Origin of the sequence: Gaetbulibacter sp. S0825 (genome assembly GCF_011777505.1) — a bacterium.
Classification (GTDB): Bacteria; Bacteroidota; Bacteroidia; order Flavobacteriales; family Flavobacteriaceae; genus Pontimicrobium.
Genome location: NZ_JAATJT010000009.1, coordinates 1 through 1,801, shown reverse-complemented (window position 1 = coordinate 1,801; position 1,801 = coordinate 1). Strand labels below are relative to the sequence as shown.

General features: G+C 36.6%; 1 protein-coding gene. It reads left to right on the top strand.

Annotated elements, in window-relative coordinates:
* Window positions 1-1,801, top strand: a 1,801-nt coding sequence (locus HB672_RS14630; protein ID WP_167770271.1) for a hypothetical protein, incomplete at both ends; no start/stop codon positions are given.

Genomic DNA, 1,801 nt, shown 5'->3' with positions numbered 1-1,801 from the left:
GAAGAGCAATCAACAATTGTTGAAGGTGAAGAGTGTGCTGGTGGAATCATCGAAAGATGGTGGAAAGCTACAGACGAGTGTGGAAACAACGCTTGGCATAAGCAAACTATTACAGTTAGACCAGCTAAACAAGCTGTATTTAACGAGCCAAGAAACATTAGTATTTCTTGTGAAGACAGAAATAACTTAGAATCTTTAATTCCAGAATTGTATTACACAAATGGAATGGAAGGAGCTTGTAACATTAGCGGATTAGCTAAGCCAGAATACACTGCACCAGATTCTAACTGTGCATCATTCAATGTAAAGTATAGCTTTATAGATAACTGTGGTCGTGAAATCATTGAGAACATGACTGTAACTATTTTTGATGATGTTAACCCATCTATCATTAATGCTGCTGAAGATTTAGTAGTAGAATGTGATGGCGATGGAAATGTAGAAGATTACATGAACTGGATTGCTACAAATGCAAATGCAGGAGCACAAGATAACTGTACAGCTACTGAAGATTTAGTATGGTCTAACAACGCTGCAAGTCAGCCAATGAGTGATGATTGTGGAGCAACAGGAGAAAAAACTGTAATCTTTACAGTAACAGATGCTTGTGGAAATACATCAAAAACATATGCTACATTTAGAATAGTAGATACTAAGGATCCAGAAACTACTCCAGCTTACAACAAGACTGTAGTATGTGATGGAGAAGGAAATGTTGATCAATTCCAAACTTGGTTAGACAACAATGGAGATGCAACAGCTAAAGATGAGTGTTCAGGAGTAACTTGGACAAACAACTTCCCTGGAGATCCAAAGCATAAAGATTTTGACATACGTGATTACTTAAAAGAAGGATGTAGTGAGTACACTGGATATATTAATGTAATCTTTACAGTAACAGATGCTTGTGGAAACGATGTTGATTTACCAGCAACGTTTACAATCGAAGATAGTATAGCACCAGAGGTAACACCAGCTTCAGATATGACTGTTGAGTGTGATGGTACTATGAGTCAAAATAGTGGAGATGATGCCCAAGATTCTAATGGAAGACCATCTGGAAATATTGGCGATTATTACACTTGGTATTATAATAATGGTGGAGCAACAGCAACTGATGGTTGTTCTAATGTTAAATGGACACGTACAGTTAGAATGTATGGAGATGCTTGTGATACTGAATATAGAGTGACATTTACAGCTACTGATGAATGTGGAAATTCTTATTCAACAACTGCTTCTTTCCATGTAGTAGATACTTTAAGCCCGATGATTGGAAACGAAGCACAAGACTTAATTGTTGAGTGTGGATATGATGATATTACTTGCGAAAGAGATACAAATCCTCACTCGCCATTCCTACACTGGTTGCATACTAATGGTGGAGCAGAAGCAATAGACATGTGTGATAAAGATCTTACTTGGACTAACGATTGGAATGGTAAAGACTTAAGTGATGAGTGTGGAAACACAGGAAGAATCACTGTAAACTTTACTGTAACTGATGATTGTGGATTAAGTTCTACAACAGCTGCAGAATTTAGAATTGAAGATACTATAGCACCAACTTTAACTATTCCTGCAGATATTACTTTAGAATTAGATGATAAGTGTGAAGCCGATATTACACCAACTAACACTGGTATGGCAAAAGGTGAAGATGTTTGTTCTGAAGTAGATGTAACATTTACAGATGTAGAAGATAAGCAAGCTTGTGTTACAACAATTATTAGAACTTGGAAAGCTACTGATGATTGTGGAAATGCAACTACAAGAGATCAAAAGATTACTCTTATCGATA